Genomic DNA, 18,448 nt, shown 5'->3' with positions numbered 1-18,448 from the left:
CCAAGCGGTGCTAGCACTTGAGATCACCGGGGCAACCACGCCCGCCAGCACTGTTGCAGGCGGGCCAGAACAAACCTCCGGGGGAGAATTCCGGGCAGCTTCGCCCGGGGTCACACAGGTTGATGCTGGAATGAAGAGTTTTTCGCCGTCCCGTTTGCCGCTGCCCCACGGGCTTGCGGCAATGCAGGCTGCGTCCGCGCGTTCGGTTTCGCCGCGCCTTTTCATCCTTGCAGACACGCACCACGCCGCCGGCGCGAAGGATCGCCCCGGCTTTTTAGATACCTCCGCTCGCGGTGCCGGACCCGTTCCGGCCGCGCGCGGTCGTTCCGCACAGATCCGCGCCAGCCTGGCTGGTCGCCCCCTCTCGCAGGCGGCACCCCGGCGGCGCGCACGGAGAATACTTAATGACCCAGCGCATGCTAATCGATGCGCGCCACCAGGAAGAAACCCGGGTGGCGGTGCTCAAGGGCAACCGGATTGAAGAATTCGACTTTGAATCCGCTGAACACAAGCAGATCAAAGGCAACATCTATCTCGCCAAGGTAACCCGCGTCGAACCGTCGCTGCAGGCGGCCTTCGTCGACTTTGGCGGCAATCGCCACGGCTTCCTGGCATTCAGCGAAATCCACCCCGACTACTACCAGATCCCCAAGGAAGACCGCGAGGCACTGCTCGCCGAAGAAGCCGCCCACGCCGAGGAAGAGGCCGCGCTGCGCGCCATCGCCGAGGGTGAGGAAGACTTCGTCGGCGACGACGAGTTGGGCGAAACCCTGGCCGATGAACTGGCTGGCACCAGCCACGATCACCACGACAACGAATTCGGCGGCGTGACCGAAGTCGACACCGCCGAAAAGGACGAGGTCGCCACGATCGAGGACGGCCACGTCGAGGACGCGTTCGACCACGAGGGCGAGGAAGCCGCCGAAAGCGAAGCCGGCGAAGATCGCCGCGGGCGCCGCGGGCGCCGCCGTCAGGGCGGCAACAAGGGCCACGCCAAGGAAGCCGACGAGCTGCGCGCCAAGCGCATGGCGCTGCGTCGCCGCTACAAGATCCAGGACGTGATCCAGCGCCGTCAGGTGCTGCTAGTCCAGGTGGTCAAGGAAGAACGCGGCAACAAGGGCGCGGCGCTGACCACCTACCTCAGCCTCGCGGGCCGCTACTGCGTGCTGATGCCGAACTCCAGCCACGGCGGCGGCATCAGCCGCAAGATCAGCTCGGCCTCGGACCGCAAGCGCCTCAAGTCGATCATCTCGGAAATGGACCTGCCCAAGTCGATGGGCTGCATCGTCCGCACCGCCGGCCTGTCGCGCACCAAGACCGAGATCAAGCGCGACTTCGACTACCTGGCCCGCCTGTGGGACGAGATCCGCGAAAACACGCTGAAGTCGGTTGCCCCGGCGCTGATCCATTCGGACAGCGACCTGATCAAGCGCGCGATCCGCGACATCTACAACCGCGACATCGAGGAAGTGGTGGTCGAGGGCGAGCACGGCTACCGCGCCGCGCGCGACTTCATGAAGCTGCTGATGCCCAGCCACGCCAAGCGGGTGAAGCAGTATGCCGACCCGGTGCCGCTGTTCCAGCGCTATGGCGCCGAGGATCAGCTCACCGCGATGTACGACCCGGTCGTCCAGCTGAAGAGCGGCGGCTACATCGTCATCAACCCGACCGAAGCACTGGTTTCGATCGACATCAACTCGGGCCGTTCGACCAAGGAACACGGGATCGAGGCGACCGCGCTCAACACCAACCTGGAAGCCGCGCGCGAAATCGCCCGGCAGCTGCGCCTGCGCGACATGGCGGGCCTGGTGGTGATCGACTTCATCGACATGGAGTACAACTCCAACGTCCGTAAGGTCGAAAAGGCGATGAAGGACGCGCTCAAGAACGACCGCGCCCGCATCCAGGTCGGCCGGATCAGCTCGTTCGGGCTGATGGAGATGAGCCGCCAGCGCCTGCGCACCGGCGTGCTGGAAGCGACCACGCGCGGCTGCCCGCACTGCGACGGCACCGGCCTGGTTCGCACCGCATCCAGCGCCGGCCTGTCCGCGCTGCGCCTGATCGAGGACGAAGCTGCCAAGGGCAAGGGCTCGATCATCTCGCTCTATGCCAGCACCGAAGCGGCAGTCTACCTGCTCAACGCCAAGCGCGCCGATCTGTCCGAGATCGAGGAACGCTATGGCGTGCGCGTCGAAGTGCTGCCCGAGGGCGAGAACGAAGGCGCCAAGATGCGCGTCGGCTCGTCCGGTCCGCGCCCCGAATTCGTCCCCCGCTTCGAACCCATCGCCATCGAGGAAGATGACGACGAGGTGATCGAGGAAGAGGAAGAGTTCGAAGCCGAAGAACGCGCCGAAGACGACGATGCGCGCGGCAAGCGCCGCCGCAAGCGCCGCCGCCGGGGTGGACGCGATCGCGACGAGCGTGAAGATCGCGGCGAAGCCAGCGACGAAGCCGGCGAAGGCGAAGGCGAAAGTGACGACGCCGATGAAGACGGCGGCGAAGCTTCGGGCGATGAACGTGGCGAGGATGGCGAAGCACCGCGCAAGCGTCGCCGCCGTGGTCGCCGCCGGCGTGGTGGCCGTGGTCGCGGCGAAGGCGAAGGCACCGAGGGCGGCGACGAAGCCGCTGCGGACGGCGCCGACGAGGTAGCGGCTGAAGCCGCCGAAGCCACGGTCGAGGCCGAAGTCGCCGCTGAAGCGCCGGTGACCGAGGAAGCCCCGGCCAAGCCGAAGCGCACCCGCAAGAAGAAGGTCGAGACCGAAGCCGAAGTGCCCGCCGAAGCCGTGGTCGAAGCCGAAGCACCGGCTGAAGCTGCCGCCGAGGAAGCCCCGGCCAAGCCGAAGCGCACCCGCAAGAAGAAGGCTGAAGCCGAATCCCCCGCCGAAACAGCGGTCGAAGCCGAAGCACCGGTCGAGGCTGCCGCCGAGGAAGCTCCGGCCAAGCCCAAGCGGACCCGCAAGAAGAAGGTCGAAGCCGAAGCTCCGGCTGAAGTGCCTGCCGCCGAGGAAGCCCCGGCCGAAGCACCCGCCGCTGCCGAAGCCGAGGCACCTGCCAAAGCCGAATCCGCTGAAGCTCCGGCTGCGGAAGAAGAACCTGCCGCGCCGCGCCGCGGCTGGTGGCAGCGCACCTTCGGCGAATAAGCGCCTGCTGAATGCCTGAACCCGTCGCCGGTCCGGAGCTGCGCCCCGCGCATCACCGGCCCGGCGGCGGGTTTCGCAATCCGCCGGGCAGCCCGCGCCGCCGCGCGACCTTGCGCGATTACCTCAAGTTCCTGCTGTGGGACATGCGCGTGGCGCGCTTGCCCGCCCTGCCCCCCGACCTCGCCCTGCCCGGCACGCCGGACCTGGCCGCCCTGCCCGAAAACGCGGTGTGCTGGCTGGGCCATGCCTGCTTCGCGCTGCGCATCGGCGGCAAGCTGGTGCTGACCGATCCCTATCTCAGCCGCACGGCAGGTCCATTCGGGCTGGGGCCAAAGCGCTTCCTGCCCGCTGCCGTGTCGGCGGCGCAGCTGCCCCGGCTCGACGCGATCGTCATCAGCCACAACCATTACGACCACATCGACCTCGCTGCGCTGCGAGCCTATCGCTGGCGGGCAGAAACTCCGGTGGTCTGTCCGCTGGGGGTCGGCGCTCTGCTGCGCCGGCAGGGCTATCAAACGGTGATCGAGCTCGACTGGTGGCAGGCCTGGACGCTGGACGGCCTGACCGTCACCGCGCTACCGGCCGTGCACTTTTCCGGGCGCGGGCCGTTCGACCGGGACAAGACGCTGTGGGCCAGCATTGCGCTGGCCAGCAGCGAACGGAAGGTCTGGTTCGGCGGCGACACCGGCTATGGCGAAGTGTTCCGCGAGATCGGCCAGCGCGCCGGGCCGTTCGACCTCGCCCTGATCGGGATCGGCGCCTACGAACCGCGCGTGATCATGGAGGCAAGCCACGCCACCCCCGAGGAAGCGATCGCCATCGCCCGCGACATCGGCGCGGCTCGGACCATCGGCATGCATTGGGGCAGCATCATGCTGACCCCGGAAGACCCGTTCGAAGCCCCCGAACGCTTCCGCCGCGCCGCGCTGGAACAGCAGTATGGCGAAAGCAACGCCTGGATCCTGAAAGTGGGCGAGACCCGCACTTTCTAACAATCGGTAAGATTGCTGCTTGCCGAATCCGCCTTGGCCCGCCAAATTGCTGCCCAAAGCAGATACGGGAGAGCACGATGCAGGACTTCACGGGCCAGGTGGCCTTCATCACCGGCGGCGCTTCGGGCGCGGGGCTGGGCCAGGCCAAGGTGTTCGGCCGCGCCGGGTGCAAGGTGGTGATCGCGGATATCCGCCAGGATGCGGTGGACCAAGCGCTGGCCACACTGCGCGGCGAAGGAATCGAATGCCACGGCATCCAGCTCGATATTACCGACCGCGCCGCCTATGCCGCCGCCGCGGACGAGGTGGAGCACGTGTTCGGCCAGGCCCCGACGCTGCTGTTCAACACCGCCGGGGTCAACAATTTCGGACCGATCGAAAAGACCACCTATGGCGATTTCGACTGGCTGATCGGGGTCAACCTGGGCGGCGTGGTCAACGGCATGGTGACCTTCGTGCCGCGCATGATCGCCAGCGGCAAGCCGTGCCACGTGGTCACCGTGGCCTCGCTTGGCGGGTTCACCGGCTCAGCGCTGGCCGGGCCCTATTCGGCGGCCAAGGCGGCGGTCATCAACCTGATGGAAGGCTATGCCCAGGGGCTTGAAAAGTACGACATCGGCGTATCGGTGGTGTGCCCCGCCAACATCAAGTCGAACATTGCCGAAGCCACGCTGACCCGCAGCGCCCAGTATGGCGACAGCGGCTATGTCGAAGGGCCGGAGGCGATCGCCTCGCTCCATTCGATCTACCAGCACGGGATGGAACCCGAAGTGCTGGCCGCGCACATCATGCAGGGGATCCGCGACAAGGCGCTCTACATCATCCCCTATCCCGAAACGAAGGACATGCTGGCGGCGCACTTCGCCCGGATCGTCGATGCGATCCCGGCGCTGGAAACCGATCCCGATGGGGCGAAGCAGCGCACCGATGCGTTGATGGCATGGGCGCAGGGCGGCGCGAAGGTGTTTACGCCGGGGGCATAGCCCTACCGCTCCAGCGCGCATCCGTCCGGCTTGTCGGGCAGCACTTTTGCCGCCCACAGGACGCAGGCAGCCCGGTCACGATCGGCCAGATAGGTCGCGAGTTCGTGGCTCGGCTGGCTGAATTCGAGCGACTGGAACAGTGTGCTGGTCGCGCCCTTGCCGAAAGCAGCCGTGGTCCGCGCAATGAAATCCCGATTGCCGCCAAGCCGGGTATCTCCGCCCAGCGTATCGGGCAGGTTCAGGCCCTTGCCGTGCTTGGTAACCGCAGGATCGCGCGGGTTCCATGCGACGTAGAGCCGGGATAGGGCCGTGAACCGGGCCGGATCCAGCGGTTCGCGCCCGATCCCCAACTGCCCGCCACCGACCGCCGGGGCAAAGGCCGCAATCCGCACGTCCGACAGGTTCGCCGGGACTGGCGGCGGCTTCCTGCCGCCGGAACAGCGCATCGCCGCCCAGCCCTTGGCCGGTTCCGTTACCGCATCGAGGGCCGCAGCCCCGCCCAGGCTATGCCCGACAATGCTGACTTCGGTTCCTTGCCGGAACCGCGCCAGCAGGTCACGCAGGCCGCATTGCGCCATCCGCTCGGCATTGCCGCGCGCACGAGGGAACAGTCCGACCGGATAGGGGACCTTGCCCCCGGCACGGTGCAGCGCATCCCAATAGACTTCGACGTAGCGCTGTTCCGGGACGGCCCCCTGTTCGCCCAGCCACTGCCGCGTCGCGGCGAATTTGCCCCGGAAGCTGCCGAAGCTGTTGTTGAACCCCTTGATCAGCACGACGACCCGGCCTTGCGGCGCTATCCGCCGCGCTGCTTCGGCCAGGATTGCCTCACGGTCATAGGGTTGGCGTGCCTTGGCCAGCCCCTTGGCCAGGCCGAAGTGGCGCTGTTTGTCGAGATCGGCGGGCAGCAGCGCCAGGGCTGCCGGATCGGCGTCCAGCGGCCAGGGGTCGCCATTCTCGTCGAACACGATCCGCACCACCCCCGGCGGCGGGGGCTCGGTGTAGTCGCGCGCGGGCAGGCTGTGAAAGGCGACACAGCCGGACAGAACAAGCAGCAACGCCAGCGCGGAAAACAAACGTAAGATTGGCGGCATCACCCCGCCTTAACCGCCTCGCCCCATTCCATCCACCCGGCAAAGCGCGGCATTTTCGGGGCATAGCGCTGGCCCAGCACGTTCATGGCAAAGCCCTGCTGCGCAATCGCGCTGCTGACCGGGCGGGTCAGGTGGCAACCGCCGGCCAGCTTCTTCCAGACCGGTTCGATCCGGTTCTGCCACTTCTGCACCCCGGCATCGTGTGCGCGGCCGTGTTCGGCATAGAGCAGCCGCCCGCCCGGCTTCAGGATCCGGCGGAGTTCACGCACCGTTTGCATCTGGTCGCAGACCGAACAGAGCGTGAAAGTGCAGACCACCGTGTCGAAACTTTCATCCTCGAACGGAATCGCCTCGCCAAAGCCCTGGCGGATGTCAGCCTGCCAGCCCGAGTTCGCCACCGCCTCGCGCGTGTAGTCCAGCCCTTTGGTCGATGGGTCCATACCTGAAAACGAGGTCACTTTCCCATGGTCATAGAGCGGCTGGTTGATCCCGCCGCCACAGCCGATCTCGAACACCTTGCCACTGGCCAGCGGCACTACCTTTTCGCGCATCTTCATGATCGTCGGCGATGAACAGGCGCACTGAATGAAGCGCGGCACCACGTGTTCATCATACCATTTGGCAAAACCCATGCCGATCCCCTTCCCTGCCCCGTGTTTGCGCGCCATGATGCCACAAAACACAACGGGGGAAAGGGGATCATGCAAGTCTATCGCACGCCAGAGGAACGCTTTGCCGCCCTGCCCGACTTTCCCTTTGCGCCGCATTACCTGACGCTGCGCGACGGGCTGCGGGTCCACTACCTCGACGAAGGACCGCGCGGCGGCCCGGTGGTGTTCCTACTGCATGGTGAACCGACCTGGTGCTACCTGTTCCGCCACATGATCCCGCTGCTGGTGACGCAGGGATTCCGGGTCGTCGCACCGGATCTGATCGGCTTCGGCAAGAGCGACAAGGTGCTGGCGCGCGGGGCCTATTCCTATGCCGGACAGGTCGCGTGGATGCGCGAATGGATCGAGGCACTGGACCTTCGCGGCATGACGCTGGGTTGCCAGGACTGGGGCAGCCTGATCGGCCTGCGGCTGGCGGCGGAAATGCCCGAGCGGTTCCACGGCGTCGCCTTGTCAAACGGCGGGCTGCCCGATGGCCAGGAGCCGCCGCGCGCCTTTGCCATCTGGCGCGCCTTTTCGCGCTACAGCCCGGTCTTCCCGATCGGCGGGATTGTGAAACGCGGGACCAAGCGGGCGCTCTCGCCGCTCGAAGTGGCCGCCTATGACGCACCCTTCCCGACCCGCGCCAGCAAGGTCGCCACGCGGGTCTATCCCGGCCTGGTGCCGTTTGCCGGCAACCCCGCCGTGCCTGACCAGCTGCGCGCCTGGGAGGTGTTCCGGCGCTGGGACAAGCCGTTCCTGTGCTGCTTTGCCGATGGCGATCCGATCACCCGCGGCGGCGATGCCATGTGGCTGGAGCGAGTGCCCGGAACACGCGGCATGGCGCATCGCACCCTGCACGGCGGCCACTTCATCCAGGAGGATGACCCCGCCGGTTTCGCCGCGGCAATTGCCGAGGTGGTGCTCACCCGACCGGGCTGAAGCTCGGAGCGAAACCGAAATTAGTTAACAAGTTATTGTCGTCATTCGGCTTCTCGGTTAGTCCTGACGGACGAGACGCGAATCCCATGGCGACCATTCCAACCGATCACGAACCCCTGCCCCAACTCACGACCAAGCAGCGTGAGGTGATGGCGCTTGTCGCCGACAATCGCACCAGCAAGGAAATCGCAGGCCTGCTCGGCATCTCGGAATCGGCGGTAAACCAGCGGATCGAGATGATCCGCACCCGGCTGGGCGGGATTCCACGCGGTGAACTGGCCCGGCTCTATCGCCAGGAATTTGCCCGAAACCGCGCGATTTCCGCCACTTTCCCACCAAACTGGCAGAAAATTCAGGTTCCGGAACCGGGCGCCGCCGGGCAGGAAAGCGTCACGGAAAGTATCTCCGAGCTTGAGGTGGTCGGGTCGCAAACAGGATCGCCCGGGAGCGGAGATGGGTCGCAGCTTTCCTCACCCTCGTTCCTCCCGGGTGGGCCGAAATGGCTCACCCGGGAGCATCCTGTGATGGCCCTGCTGCGCGCCGCCGCGATCGCTTCCATCGTCGTTGCCGGCATGGCCATTGCCGCCGAAGTGACCCAGCTGGTCAGCTAAGGCCGATTTCACGCAACTGCCCGCTTGCCCCGCCGCGCTGAATCGGTAAGGAGAGCCGCAAAGGGCGGTACGCCGCATCAGCGAACAGGGACGATCATGGCCAGTTTCTCTCTTCCCGCAAACAGCAAGATCAACGGCAAGGGTCGGCATCACGCCGTGGCCGAAGCCGCGCGGGTGAAGAAGTTCACCGTCTATCGTTATGACCCGGACAGCGGCGAGAACCCCCGCTATGACACGTTTGAGATCGATCTCGACAATTGCGGGCCGATGGTGCTCGACGCGCTCATCAAGGTGAAGTCGGAAATGGACCCGACGCTGACCTTCCGCCGCTCGTGCCGCGAAGGGATTTGCGGGTCCTGCGCGATGAACATGAACGGTCGCAACGGCCTTGCCTGCACCACCGCGATCGAAGACCTGAAGGGCGATGTGCGGATCACCCCGCTGCCGCACATGGAAGTGATCAAGGACCTGGTGCCCGATTTCACCCACTTCTACGCCCAGTACGCCTCGATCCGTCCCTGGCTGCAGACCGTCAGCACCACCCCCTCGGGCAAGGAACGGCTGCAGAGCCCCGAACAGCGCGAAAAGCTGGACGGGCTGTACGAATGCATCCTGTGCGCCTGCTGCTCGACCTCGTGCCCGAGCTACTGGTGGAACAGTGACAAGTTCCTGGGCCCGGCGATCCTGCTCCAGGCCTATCGCTGGCTGGCCGACAGCCGCGATGAAATGACCGGTGAGCGCCTGGACGAGCTGGAAGATCCCTTCCGCCTCTATCGCTGCCACACGATCATGAACTGCGCCAACGTCTGCCCCAAGGGCCTGTCGCCGGCGCGCGCGATCGCTGAGATCAAGAAGATGCAGGCCGAACGGCACGTCTAAGTGGAAGACGGACCGAAGATCCGCCACGTTCCCGATCCGGACAATCCGGGCTGGCATACCTGGAACCTGGCGGACAACACGCGCTTCAATGCCCAGACCATGGGGCACATGCTGGTGCGCAAGGACAGCGACACGCTGTGCCGGGTCCGCATGTTCCCCGAACGGCGCCACACCAACCTGCTGGACATGGTCCACGGCGCCATCACCCTGGCGCTGATGGATGTGGCCCTGTTCGCGTCGATGCGCATCCTGCTCGGCGGTGACGCCGGCGGATCGGTGACGCTGGAACTGTCCAGCCAGTTCATCGGCGCCGGGCGCCCCGGCGTGCCGCTGGATGCGCTGGTCGAAGTGATGCGCGAGACGAAGCGACTGGTGTTCCTGCGCGGCACCGTGGTCCAGGGCGAGAACGATGAACACCTGGTGGCATCGTTCTCGGGGATCGTGCGTAAACCTTCGGGCAAATGACCCGGATCATCGCCCGCTACGATGAACTGGTCGCGGCCGGCGAACTGCGGCCCGATCCGGAACAGCGCGCAGCAGCGGCCAAACTCGATCACTTGCAGCACCAGTTGCAGACGGCGCCTTCAGGCGGCCTGCTCGGCAAGCTGTTTGGCCGCAAGGCGCCCGCACCGCCGCGCGGGCTTTATCTGTGGGGCGGGGTCGGCCGCGGCAAGTCGATGCTGATGGACCTGTTCCACGATTGCCTGACCATCCCCGAAAAGCGCCGCGTGCACTTCCATGCCTTCATGCTGGAGGTCCACGCCCGCCTGCGCGACGCGCGCAAGAGCGAGAGCGGCGATCCCATCCCCCCCGTGGCAGCGGCCATCGCCGATGGCCTGCGGGTGCTGGCCTTCGACGAGATGGTGGTCAATAATTCCGCCGACGCGATGATCATGAGCCGGCTGTTCACCGCGCTGATCGAACGCCACGGCATGGTGATCGTCACCACCAGCAATCGCGCCCCGTCCGAACTCTACAAGGACGGCCTCAACCGCGAGCATTTCCTGCCGTTCATCGCCCTGATCGAGCGCGAGCTTGACGTGCTGGCGCTGAACGGCCCGGTCGATTACCGGCTTGAACGGCTGGCGGGGATGGCCACCTGGCACACCCCGCTGGGCGATGCAGCGACCGCACAGGTGCGCGAAGCCTTTTTCCGCCTGACCGACTATCCGCCCGAGGACAGCGCGCACGTTCCCTCGGCTGAACTCGATGTCGGCGGCGGACGCATGCTGCGCGTGCCCAAGTGCCTCAAAGGCGTCGCGGTGTTCAGCTTCAAGAAGCTGTGCGGCGAAGCCCGCGGCGCGCCGGATTACCTGGCCATCGCGCAGACCTATCACACCGTGATCCTGGTCGGCATTCCGCGCATGGGCCCGGAAAACCGCAACGAGGCAGCGCGCTTCGTGACGCTGATCGACGCGCTGTACGAACACAAGGTCAAGCTGCTGGCCACCGCCGATGCCGAACCCGAGGAGCTCTATGCCGCCGGTGACGGACGGTTCGAATTCGACCGTACGATCAGCCGGCTGATGGAAATGCAGAGCGCGGACTACCTCGCCGCAGGCCACGGCGAGGAATAGCCCCCTTCGTCTTCAGATCTCAAGCCGCGCGGTGATCCGGATGTCTCTCCCGGCCAGCGGGGCGTAATCCTTGAGGAACGAGGCGTGGCGCCGCGCCGTCACATCGAACAGGTTGTTGGCGCTCAGCACGAAGCTCAGCGGGCGCTCCTTGCCCCAGGGCCGGAAGGCGACCTGGGCGTTGACCATCGTATAGCCAGGCGTTGCCGTTTCGAACGCGGCGACGCGGTTCTGGCCCGTCACTCGCTCCACTTCGGCCCGCAGGTCCCACTTGGGCGAATGGGCGGATAGTCCGCCCAGCACTCGCAGCGGCGGAATGCGCGGCGCCGGCCCCGCCCCGGTGATGGTCGCGTGGACATAGTCGGCCAGGGCATCCGCCTTGATCGTCCAGATCCCCGGCCGCACCAGGGTCACATCAAGCTGGGCCTCGAAGCCATAGAGCCGGGCGTTTGCCTGGCTGATCCGGTATTCGGGCAGACCATCGACGATCGCGCCGCTGCGCGCCTCGTAGATGAAGTTGTCGAACCACGAATGGTAGGCGCTCAGTTCCAGATCAAAGACATCGCCGCTGCCACGCACCACCAGTTCCGCGCTCTTGGCACGTTCCATCCGCAGCAGCGGATTGCCGACCTCATAGGATTCGGTGCCGTGGTGCGGACCATTGGCGAACAGTTCCTCGGCCGAAGGGGCGCGTTCCGCCTGCGACAGGTTGATCCCGACCTTCCAGCCCGGCGCCACGTCCATCGCCCCGCCGAAGGAGGCCGACAGCGCATCGAAGCTGCGCTGGCCGTTGAAGAATTGCGGCTGGGCGGCGTCAGGCTTCGCCGTCTGGCGGGTTTGCTCGTAACGCAGGCCCGCCTCAAGCTTGACCAGCCCAAGTTCAAGCTGCTGGACAGTGAAGAACCCGATCTGGCTGGTCGCATTGCGCGGCAGATAGGCCTCGTCACCGATGACATTGAAATCGCGCAGCACGAATTGCACGCCGCTGCCGCCCTTCCACCCGCCATTCGCCGCCTGCGTCAGTTCAAGGCGGCCTTCCTGCCCGGTGCTGAGGAAGCGGGTGCCGATCACCCCGGACGGTTCGATTTCGGCATGGGTGTAATCGCCATAGGCATAGCGCACCGCGATCTTGTCGAGCCAGTCACCGCCGGTGATGACTTCCGCTCGCGCATCAAGCCGGTCCTGCTTAAGATGCAGCACCGGCTCTTCCTGCTCGTGCCCATCCTGCGTGGCCAGGCGCGGCGGCACGCCGTAGCGGCTGTCGAAATGGCTATAGGCCACCCCGATGCTGCCGCCGTCGTTAAGATAGGCAAGACCGGTGCCCGCCGACCAGGTCCGCACCGCGCTGTTGGGCAAACGGTCCTTGACTGCCGCGTTGCCGGCAAAGTCGATCTCCGGATCATGCGGCAGCAGGCTGGTTGCCAGTGCTTCGGCGCGCAGGGCCGGGGGCAGCGCATAGCCGCCAATGCGCAGGTCGTGTGTGCGGGCATAGGAGCCATCGGCGTGGAGCACCCAGCCCCCACCCAGCCCGACATCGGCCGAACCTGCCAGCGAACGTTCGTCGGCAGCGGAACCGTAACTGGCCAGCGCGGCGAGGTGGATCGGCTCGTCTGGCACTTCCACCGGGATCCGGTGGTCAATCACGTTGACCACCCCTCCGATCGCCGCCGAACCATATTGCAGCGACTGCGGCCCGCGCAGAACTTCGATCTTGTGCGCCAGCAACGGGTTCACCGCAGGGGCATGATCGGCCGAGGTGTTCGAGACGTCGATCGAGCCGATGCCGTTGGTCAGCAGGCGCACGCGCTCGCCCTGAAGGCCGCGCAGCACCGGACGGGAAGCGCCAGGCCCGAACGAGGTGGCCGTCACCCCGGGGGTGCGCGCCAGGGTGTCGCCGATGCTGGTGCGCAGCGCGCCAGTGAGTTCCTCACCGCTGAGCACGGCCACGCCGGACAGCACATCCTTGCGCGATACCTGCACCGCGCCGGTGACCACGATGTCCCGCTCATCATGGGTGTGAAAGGCATCGTCCTGCGCGCCCTGCGCCGCGGCCGGAGCCGCCACGGCGATCAGGGCAAGGACGGAAGAAACGGAAATGAAGGTACGCATTACGACTCCGCGTTGGTCTAACGAGGCGCCGCTTAGCACTGCGCGCTTTATGTTACAACATTACATTGAACTGGCGATTGCCACTGGTCGCACCTCTTGAACCGGTCGGCACACACCCCATCTGACCGGCATACCGGCGTCAACATCCCGCCGAGGTGGAACCCAGACATGATTGAAGTACGCCCCTTTGCCGGGCTGGGCCATGCGCAGCATGGCTGGCTCGATGCCACCCACCATTTCAGCTTTGCCGATTACCACGATCCCACGCGGACGCACTGGGGGCAGCTGCGGGTGTGGAACGATGACAGTATCGCCCCGCAGACCGGCTTTCCGCCCCACGGCCACCGCGACATGGAAATCGTCACCTTCGTGCGCAGCGGGGCGATCTCGCACCGTGACAGCCTGGGGAACGCGGGCCGAACCGCGGCCGGCGATGTCCAGGTGATGAGCGCCGGGAGCGGCATCCAGCATTCCGAATACAACCTGGAAGCCGAAGTCACCACGCTGTTCCAGATCTGGATCATGCCGGATGCGCCAGGCGGCAAACCCGCCTGGGGGCAGCGCGAATTCCCGCGTGCCGACCGATCCGGACAATGGACCGTGGTGGCGAGCGGCCAGCCAGACGCCGACAAGGCCCTGCCGATCCGCGCCGACGCCAGGGTCCTGGCCGCAACCATCGCTGCGGGAGGGCAGATTCGCTACGCCGCCGATCCCCGGCGTCACCTCTACCTGGTGGCTGCCACAGGCCGGATCCGGGTCAATGGCGTTGAGGCCCATGCCCGAGACGGGGTCGCCATAACTGGCGAGGCCGAAGTGTTGGTCGAAGCCGTTGAGGCCAGCGAAGTGGTGATGGTCGACACGCGCTGAACCCGGATCGGGAACCAGCGCCAGGCCCAGATGCGCGAAGGGCTCGCCTCACGGCGAGCCCTTCAAAACCATAAGCTGTTGACCGAATCAAATGGTTAACATTCGATTCGCGCTGCTCAGTGATGTCAATGAGGCAGCCCAGATTCCCGAGGCTATCTCATTGCAATCAACGGAAAAGATAGTCCCAAACGATCGAGAACATACAAAGCTCCTCCGACAGACCCGGAGCCCTGTATCTAGTGCAAACAGCTATGGTTAACAAGAATTAAATATTAACGGTTAACCGGCCCGCTGTGCCAAGGTGGGACGTATCCAGCAGTTCCATCAGGTCGTCGAGGCGCATCGGCCGTCCGATGTGATAGCCCTGTGCCAGGTCGCAGTTCATTTCACGCAGCGCGCCTAGCGTCACGATGTCCTCGATCCCTTCGGCAACCACTTCCTGCCCCAGCGCATGGGCCAGGCTGATCACGCTTTCGACGATCAGCCGTTCACGCGGATCGGTGGTAATCGCCTGGATGAAGCGCCGGTCGAGCTTGATCTCGTCGCTGGGAATCTCGGCCAGGTAGGCCAGACTGGCCTGGCCCGTGCCGAAATCGTCGATCGACAGGCGGAACCCCATGGTCCGCAGCGCCGCCAGGTTGCGCTTGGCCTGTTCGCGGTTGGTCATGCTGAAGGTCTCGGTCACTTCGAAAGTGATCAGCCCGCAGTCTTCCAGCTTCTGCTCGCGCACGATGTCGGCCACGCGGTGGACCAGCGCCGGGTGATCGACCATCCGGGCCGACAGGTTGACGCTGATCTGGAACGGCCCGGCAATCGCGTTGAGATCGCGCAGCATGCCGATCGACTTTTCCAGCACCCAGTATGTGATCGCCTCGATCCGGCCCGCCCGTTCGGCCTGCAGGATGAAGGCATCGGGCGGAATCGCGCCGCGCTGCGGATCGTTCCACCGGATCAGCGCTTCGGCGCCGGACAAGCGATTACTGCGGAAATCGTACTGCGGTTGCAGCGCCAGCCAGATATCGCCGTTGCGCAGCCCTTCGTCGATGCGCGCGTGGAGCGACAGTTCCCAGGACGATTCGGCCAAGCGGCGCTCGCCGAACTCTTCGTACAGCTTGCCCTTGCCTTGCGCTTCCTGCGCGCTGGCAAGCGCAGACTTGATCCGGCTCATCGGCTTGGAATGGGTGTTACGGTCGATCCCGAAATGGACCGTCGTGTCGAGCACGTGGCCATCGATCACGATCGGCGACGAGAACAGCGCGCGCAACCCTTCGAGATGTTCAATCAGGGATTCAAGCGTCTGCGAATCTTCCAGCCACACGAACAACCCGTTGTCGTTATCGAACACCGCGCGGTCGCCGCCAACGAACGACAGCCGACGGGCAATGTGCCGCGCGCAGGCGCCATGCAGCTCGCGCGGAAGGCTGGCCAGCATCTGTTCGTACTGGTTGATCGAAACCGCGATCACGTCCTTCGACTGGGCCACGCCCAGCTCGGCCATGGCCGCGATGTTCGGCAGACCCGAGGCGCTGCTGGTCTGCTGGACCCGGTTGCGCCATTTCTGCGAACTGCGCAGCGGCGCATAGAGCACCAGTGCAAACAGGCTTGGCCCCATGCTGGAGATGATGTTGGCCTCGCGCAGCACGCCCGGCACCACGAACAGCGTCGCAACCAGCCCGCCATAGACGGCCAGCTTGATCCGTAGTTTCCCAAAGCGGCTGCCGATCAGCACAAGCGCCGCGAACAAGACCAGTAGCGGCACCCAACCGATGTTATAGGGCGTGCCCTGGCGCAGGCCGTGATAGCCGGCAATATCGACCAGCGCGGCCGGAACCTCGGCATGGCCGAAATAGCCCAGGACCGTTTCCTGTTCCGGGCTCGTGCTGGTGACGAACACCCGCTTGCCGGCGATGACGCTGGCTGGCACCCGCCCGGCAAGGATGTCGCCGCCGGCAATTACGCGCACGGAATCCGGATCGAAGCGGAAGTCGGGATAGATGACCGCGGCCGGATCGATGCCCAGCCCTTCGGCGGAAACCGATTCAACCCGCTGCTGACCAAGCAGGCCGGCGGCTTGGGCACTTTCGGCAAAACCCAGAAAGTTCACGTTCCAGTTCGAAACCGCCACGGGCACGCCAGGCGGCACACTGATCCGGTCTGCCAGGAATTCGGAACGGTTGTAGCGCGGGACCGGCAGGCTGCGATGAACCAGCACGATCTTGCCGCCGCCCTGGGCAAGCGCCGCCTGCAATGCCTGCATTCCGGCTGGATTTTCATCATCGTTGCGCGGCGAATCGAAGTATATCCGCAGCGCGCCCGCACCCCGCAACCGGTTCAGCAGGTCGGCCTGGGACTGCAGCGACGCCGTGGCAGCTGCCCCCGCGCCCTTGTGTCCACCACGGTCGAGCGACACCAGCACAGTGTTGGTAGCGGTCGCGCGCTCACGATTCTTGAACCACACATTCCAGTAGACATGGTCCAGCGCCTGCAAGGATTGCGTCAGCACGCCAAGCAGGACGATGACCAATGTCATCAACAGGGGTGATTTCAATTTTGCGCGCATTAACCCGTCAATGCTGTCGTTTACCGAACAGCCCTAACACCGGGTTGGTTAAGGATGACTAAAGCAAACCACAGTGCCCGGGTGAAACCCCGCAGAACTGCGCGAGTCACGCAAGGTCAAGCCACCTTGCCATTTGTTCTCAGGAAATTCCCATGCGATCCAGAGACTTATCCAGCATGAGCAGCTGCCACAAAAGGCGCGAATGATCCGCGCGGCCGGCGATGTGCAGTTCGGCCATGCGCCCCAGCGCCGCGCTGTCAAACCAGCCCGTCCGGGCCAGCGCGGTGCTGGACCCGATGCCGCGCGCCGCCTCGGCCAGCGGGCCGCGGAACCAATGCGCGATCGGCGTGACGAAGCCCTGCTTCTGGCGGAACAATATGTCGTCCGGCAGATAGCGGCGCATGGTCTTCTTCAGCAGCCACTTCCCCTCGCCCCGGCGCAGGCGCAGGCCTTCAGGCAGCGCAGCGGCGAATTCGACCAGGCGGTGATCCAGCAAGGGCTCGCGCGCTTCCAGGCTGACCGCCATGCTGGTCCGGTCAACTTTGGTCAGGATGTCGCCCGGCAGCCAGAACTTGATGTCCGCGTATTGCGCACGGTCCAGCCCCGAACGCGCGGGTGCTGCGCGCATCAGGGCCTCGAACGGTTGCTCGGCCCGATAATCCCCCCGCAGTGCCTTGAACTCGGCGGTATATAGGGTGTCGCGCAGTTCCGGCGGCAAGACCCCGATCGCGCGGGCGTAACCCTGCTCGCTGGTCCCGGCCAGCGCCAGCAGCGTGGTCTTGGCGCGCAGCGGGCGCGGCGCCCAGTCCGCCTTGGGATAGATCGACCCCAGCGTGCCCAGCAGCGGGCCGCGCAGCGCCTGCGGCAGCAGCGAGCGGACGCGGTCCTCGCCATGCTGGAAACGGTGGCGGCGGTATCCGGCAAAGGCTTCGTCCGCCCCGTCGCCTGACAGGGCGACGGTCACTGTCTCGCGCGCCAGCTGGCAGACCCGCCAGGTTGGCAGCGCCGAGGCATCCGCGAAAGGTTCATCGAACATCGCGGCGAGCGTGTCGACATGTTCGAAATCGTCCGGCGAAACGGTGCGCGCGCGGTGATCGGTGGCGAACCGGCGGGCAACCTGTTCGGCATAGCTGGTTTCATCAAGCGCGCCGACATCGAAGCCGATCGAACAGGTCTTGACCGGATTGCCGCTGGCTTCGGCCATCAGCGCGACCACGCTGGAACTGTCGACCCCGCCTGACAGGAAAGCCCCCAGCGGCACGTCGGACACCATCCGCGAGGTCACCGCCTGACGCAGCAGGTGCAGCAGTTCCGCTTCCAGATCGGCCGCCCGCCCGCGTCGGCGTTCGGCAAAGGACAGGTCCCACCACTGCACCGGACGCGGCAAGGGCGCGCCGTGGCGCAGCAGCAGCGAATGACCCGCCGGCAGCTTGTGCACGCCCTGCAGGATCGAGCGATGGTCAGGCACATAGCCCCAGGCGAGGTAATCCTCGACCGCCAGCGGATCAACTTCGCGGCGCAGCAGCGGATGGGCCAGCAGGCCCTTCAACTCGGACGCGAAAGCCAGGCTGCCATCGCTGAGCGGGGCATAGAACAGCGGCTTCACCCCCATCCGGTCCCGCGCCAGGAACAGGGTGCGCTGCACGGTGTCATAGATCGCGAAAGCGAACATGCCGTGCAGGCGCGGCAGGCAATCCGGGCCCCAGCGCTGCCAGGCGGCCAGGATCACCTCGCTGTCGCCATCGGTGTGGAACTGCGCCCCGCCGCCGCGCAATTCCTCGCGCAGTTCGCGGTAGTTGTAGATCTCGCCGTTGAACACCAGCACCGCCCGGCCATCGCTGGACACCATCGGCTGCGGCGATCCGGCCACGTCGATGATCGAAAGGCGCAGATGCCCCAGGCCAACCCCCGGCGCAGTCCACACCCCCTGCCCGTCCGGGCCGCGATGCGCCATCACCGCGCACATCCGGTCGATCCGCGCCGGATCAACCGGCTTGGGCGTGGTCAGATGGAAGATACCGGCAATACCGCACATGATCTTTCTGCG

General features: G+C 65.7%; 14 protein-coding genes. 9 read left to right on the top strand and 5 right to left on the bottom strand.

The window, feature by feature from the left end; all coding sequences use genetic code 11:
* Positions 1 to 404 precede the first annotated feature (404 nt).
* The 3 genes from ACE3N9_RS02280 to ACE3N9_RS02270 all read left to right on the top strand — a co-directional run bounded on the left by ACE3N9_RS02280 (position 405) and on the right by ACE3N9_RS02270 (position 5,115).
* On the top strand, positions 405 to 3,140 hold the full coding sequence (locus ACE3N9_RS02280) for a ribonuclease E/G (RefSeq protein WP_374280453.1): 2,736 nt from the start codon (positions 405 to 407) through the stop codon (positions 3,138 to 3,140).
* Between the two features lie 11 nt (positions 3,141 to 3,151).
* Positions 3,152 to 4,132 carry an MBL fold metallo-hydrolase gene (locus ACE3N9_RS02275; RefSeq protein WP_374280451.1) on the top strand — a complete coding sequence of 327 codons (981 nt, stop codon included), beginning with the start codon at positions 3,152 to 3,154 and terminating at the stop codon, positions 4,130 to 4,132.
* A 77-nt stretch (positions 4,133 to 4,209) separates the two neighbouring features.
* Positions 4,210 to 5,115: an SDR family NAD(P)-dependent oxidoreductase gene (locus tag ACE3N9_RS02270; protein ID WP_374280449.1), complete on the top strand. Its 906-nt coding sequence runs from the start codon at positions 4,210 to 4,212 to the stop codon at positions 5,113 to 5,115.
* A gap of 2 nt (positions 5,116 to 5,117) precedes the next feature.
* Here ACE3N9_RS02270 and ACE3N9_RS02265 read toward each other — a convergent pair whose 3' ends face one another.
* Complete coding sequence (locus ACE3N9_RS02265; RefSeq protein WP_374280448.1) at positions 5,118 to 6,209, bottom strand: hypothetical protein; 1,092 nt, start codon at positions 6,207 to 6,209, stop codon at positions 5,118 to 5,120.
* Positions 6,209 to 6,877: a class I SAM-dependent methyltransferase gene (locus ACE3N9_RS02260; RefSeq protein WP_374280446.1), complete on the bottom strand. Its 669-nt coding sequence runs from the start codon at positions 6,875 to 6,877 to the stop codon at positions 6,209 to 6,211. The genes ACE3N9_RS02265 and ACE3N9_RS02260 overlap by 1 nt, the downstream gene beginning before the upstream one ends.
* 33 nt (positions 6,878 to 6,910) lie before the next feature.
* Between ACE3N9_RS02260 and ACE3N9_RS02255 the strand changes: the two genes are divergently transcribed.
* The 5 genes from ACE3N9_RS02255 (at position 6,911) to zapE (ending at position 10,868) form a co-directional block, all read left to right on the top strand.
* Positions 6,911 to 7,801 carry a haloalkane dehalogenase gene (locus ACE3N9_RS02255; protein WP_374280444.1) on the top strand — a complete coding sequence of 297 codons (891 nt, stop codon included), beginning with the start codon at positions 6,911 to 6,913 and terminating at the stop codon, positions 7,799 to 7,801.
* 35 nt (positions 7,802 to 7,836) lie between these two features.
* Positions 7,837 to 8,412 carry a helix-turn-helix transcriptional regulator gene (locus tag ACE3N9_RS02250; RefSeq protein WP_374280442.1) on the top strand — a complete coding sequence of 192 codons (576 nt, stop codon included), beginning with the start codon at positions 7,837 to 7,839 and terminating at the stop codon, positions 8,410 to 8,412.
* A 96-nt stretch (positions 8,413 to 8,508) separates the two neighbouring features.
* Positions 8,509 to 9,291 carry a succinate dehydrogenase iron-sulfur subunit gene (locus tag ACE3N9_RS02245; protein ID WP_374280441.1) on the top strand — a complete coding sequence of 261 codons (783 nt, stop codon included), beginning with the start codon at positions 8,509 to 8,511 and terminating at the stop codon, positions 9,289 to 9,291.
* The gene (locus ACE3N9_RS02240; protein WP_374280439.1) at positions 9,292 to 9,756 is read left to right on the top strand and encodes a PaaI family thioesterase; all 465 of its coding nucleotides are present in this window, start codon (positions 9,292 to 9,294) and stop codon (positions 9,754 to 9,756) included.
* Positions 9,753 to 10,868 carry a cell division protein ZapE gene (gene zapE / locus ACE3N9_RS02235; protein ID WP_374280437.1) on the top strand — a complete coding sequence of 372 codons (1,116 nt, stop codon included), beginning with the start codon at positions 9,753 to 9,755 and terminating at the stop codon, positions 10,866 to 10,868. The genes ACE3N9_RS02240 and zapE overlap by 4 nt, the downstream gene beginning before the upstream one ends.
* A gap of 12 nt (positions 10,869 to 10,880) precedes the next feature.
* On the opposite strand, the gene ACE3N9_RS02230 is transcribed toward zapE, so the two are convergent.
* Positions 10,881 to 12,974: a TonB-dependent receptor gene (locus ACE3N9_RS02230; protein WP_374280435.1), complete on the bottom strand. Its 2,094-nt coding sequence runs from the start codon at positions 12,972 to 12,974 to the stop codon at positions 10,881 to 10,883.
* Between the two features lie 168 nt (positions 12,975 to 13,142).
* Here ACE3N9_RS02230 and ACE3N9_RS02225 point away from each other — a divergent pair, with 168 nt between their 5' ends.
* Positions 13,143 to 13,841, top strand: coding sequence for a pirin family protein (locus tag ACE3N9_RS02225; RefSeq protein ID WP_374280432.1), 699 nt, complete (start codon positions 13,143 to 13,145; stop codon positions 13,839 to 13,841).
* Positions 13,842 to 14,106: 265 nt separating this feature from the next.
* On the opposite strand, the gene ACE3N9_RS02220 is transcribed toward ACE3N9_RS02225, so the two are convergent.
* A complete protein-coding gene (locus ACE3N9_RS02220; protein WP_374280430.1) occupies positions 14,107 to 16,371 on the bottom strand; it encodes an EAL domain-containing protein in 2,265 nt (754 codons plus the stop codon).
* Positions 16,372 to 16,540: 169 nt separating this feature from the next.
* Positions 16,541 to 18,436, bottom strand: coding sequence for an XrtA/PEP-CTERM system amidotransferase (locus tag ACE3N9_RS02215; protein ID WP_374280428.1), 1,896 nt, complete (start codon positions 18,434 to 18,436; stop codon positions 16,541 to 16,543).
* Positions 18,437 to 18,448 lie beyond the last annotated feature (12 nt).

The organism is Novosphingobium sp., from assembly GCF_041905565.1.
GTDB lineage: Bacteria > Pseudomonadota > Alphaproteobacteria > Sphingomonadales > Sphingomonadaceae > Novosphingobium.
The sequence above is the reverse complement of the archived record's forward strand: the minus strand, read 5'-3'. Positions and strand labels throughout refer to the sequence as shown.